Below are 2,534 nucleotides of genomic sequence, written 5' to 3' on the forward strand. Positions count from 1 at the left end.
CCTACGGCATCTAGGCTGGCGCCCTCGGAGGAGGTGATGACAACGAAAACTCTGCCCACCTCGATTGGGGGGTGCTCCACCACCGTGAGGGCCTTCTTGACATATAGCTCGACGTTGGTCACTGCTTAAAATACGTCGTCTAGAAGCAACGCGAGGCTCTCAATCCGCCTAAGGCCAAGCCTCTTGGCGAAAACCTCGCCTACAGCCAGGACGGCCTCTGCCAGGAAGGAGGCTACGTCGCCGCCTATGGCCCGGGCCACGGAGGCCACCGCCCTCTTCACCTCGCCGGACGCCTCCAGCTCCTCCTCCGGGCCGTATAGCACAATAGGCGTGGAGACGCCGCGGCGCGCCTTTTGAAGCAACCACTCCACTTCCACTTCCCTATCTGCGAAGCAGACACCTACCCCCATAAACTTCACCCGGTAGTCGCAGTCCATTGAATCATCCACGTTGGCTTGTTATAAAGCTGTGTTGGACCCCAGCGGCGGAGTGGGCAATGGAGAGGGCCGTCGGCCGCATCTTCCCGACTACTAGCGCTGGTGAGGTTATTGCTAGCTGAAAGTTGACGTGTGACACGTCTTAAATGTGGAACGCACGATAATTAGATATTACAAGCGTAAGTGGAGTCGGGATTTAGTCCGAATGAGGTGGTTAGACGTGGCGTTGCGGAGACTCGTGGCGGAGCTCAAATGTAGCTTGTATCCCCCGGGCGGTAGGAGTTTTGCAGAGTTCCTGAGTGTGCGAGGGGACTTCTTGCCGCTGTTTCGGCGCGTTGACGAGGCGCGCGGTGGTGTATTGCTGGGGAGGCTGTCTATCGGAAATGGGGTGGTTAAAGCGCTATGATGTTGGTATATGGATGAGCTATGTCTCTAAACTTGACGTATTGTTTCTGGTGGCTGTAGTGTATGGGGATGGCTATCTTGGGGCGTAGCAACATGACGGCGTCGGCGGCCTCCTCCGGCGTCATGACAGTCTCCCCGCCGATTGGGAGGATTAAAATGTCGACAGGCGCCGCGGAGGCCATCTCTCTTACTAAGTCCGTGTCGCCGGTGTGGTAGATCCGGACGCCGCCTGCCTCCACCACATACCCCACGCCCTCGCCGCGGGGGTGTACCGGCTTCCCCCCTCTCAGCTTAGTGATGTTGTAGGCATCGACGACGTGAATCACAAAGAGCCCCACCTCCAAGACGTCTCCAGGTTTGACTAGGCGGCCGCCGAAGGGGGAGTAAAACTCCTGGATCCCCCCGGGGTAGTGGCTCGGGTGGCTGTGGGTGTAGAAGAGGTGGCGGCAACCCTCTGCGCTGGGTGCGTCTATACACAGCGTCTCGCCTCTGTGCCTAATGGCAACGCCGGCGGCGCCGCCAGCCCTCCACAGCTCGACTTCCCGAAAGACTAGCCTCGGCATACCTCTACGCGCCGCCTCTCGCAACCTTGGCTACCTCTTCTATCCATCTGTCGACGCGGGGCGCCGAGCCCGTGTTGACATACGCCTTTAGTAGCCGCCTCAGCTCTCTCCTGTCGGCGGCTGGGATCTCCTCCACTAGGATTACCTTGGCCGGGTCGGCTATGGGCCCTGCGTATTCCCGGACAGCCCGCCTCACTTCATCTGGCTGGGCCCTGCCTTTGTAAACCACCACGGGCGCCTCGAATTTCTGGGGGTCGCGGATGGCGAAGGCCACGGCGTACTCCACGCCGGGGATAGACATGGCGGCTTTCTCAATCACCGCGGGGGAGATGCGGTAGCCGTTGACCTTCAGGACGGCGTCGGACCTCCCCAGGGGGAATATATTCATGTCCTCGGTCATGACGGCGTAGTCGCCGATGTAGTAGACGCCGCCTATCCACCTCTCGGCGTACCACTTCGTATACTCCACCGGCATAGCTGGCCACGGGGCCTTCACCACCATCTGGCCGGGGCGCCCCCTCACCGAGGCGCCGGAGTCGTCCACCACGTCTATGTAGAAGCCCGGCATGGGAGGCCCCACCGAGCCGGGGGCGATTGGGACAAAGGTGTAGTTGGGGAGGCTACCGGTGACGAAGGTGCCCAGCTCCGTCTGTATAAACATGTGGATAACCGGGATCCTTCCGCTGAGCTTCTCCGGCAGGGAGTCTATCGAGGGCACGGTGCCAGTCCCCACGTATTGGTAGGCCCACCTCCAGTACTTAACCTCCAGGGGCTCCGCCGTTGTTAAAATAAGCTTCAACATGTCCAAGTTGTGCGACTTCAACAACTCCGGATCCTGTCGGGAGAGCACCCTCAAGGCGCCAGCTGTGGTGAGGAAGACTGTGACGGCGTGTTGCTCCAGTATCTCCCACCACACGTCCCAGTTGGGGTAGTCGGGGCCCCCCTCGTACACAACCACTGTGGAGCCCACCATCAGCGGCCCGAAGAGGACGTAGGTGACGCCGGTTATCCACCCGGGGAGGACTGTGCAGAAGTAGGTATCCCGGGGCCTCAGCCCCATCCACCTGGTGGTGGCGTAGGTCTGGACGAGGTAGCCCCCCGCGCCGTGGCCCACGAACCCCAGACCCTC

General features: G+C 60.8%; 4 protein-coding genes. 1 reads left to right on the top strand and 3 read right to left on the bottom strand.

Going from position 1 to position 2,534, the window contains the following annotated elements:
• Positions 1-125 precede the first annotated feature (125 nt).
• Positions 126-437, bottom strand: a complete 312-nt coding sequence (locus ACP5J3_RS12985) for a hypothetical protein (RefSeq protein WP_428496074.1) — start codon at positions 435-437, stop codon at positions 126-128.
• Positions 438-642: 205 nt separating this feature from the next.
• On the opposite strand from ACP5J3_RS12985, the gene ACP5J3_RS12990 reads away from it, so the two are divergent.
• Entirely contained in the window at positions 643-843 is a 201-nt protein-coding gene (locus tag ACP5J3_RS12990; RefSeq protein ID WP_263244684.1) for a hypothetical protein, read from the top strand.
• Here the strand turns inward: ACP5J3_RS12990 and ACP5J3_RS12995 are convergent.
• Positions 830-1,405, bottom strand: a complete 576-nt coding sequence (locus ACP5J3_RS12995) for an MBL fold metallo-hydrolase (protein WP_428496075.1) — start codon at positions 1,403-1,405, stop codon at positions 830-832. The genes ACP5J3_RS12990 and ACP5J3_RS12995 overlap by 14 nt on opposite strands.
• Before the next feature lie 4 nt (positions 1,406-1,409).
• On the bottom strand, positions 1,410-2,534 hold a 1,125-nt coding region (locus tag ACP5J3_RS13000), incomplete at its 5' end, for an AMP-binding protein (RefSeq protein ID WP_428496076.1).

It is taken from the genome of Pyrobaculum sp. (assembly GCF_049971835.1).
Classification (GTDB): Archaea; Thermoproteota; Thermoprotei; order Thermoproteales; family Thermoproteaceae; genus Pyrobaculum.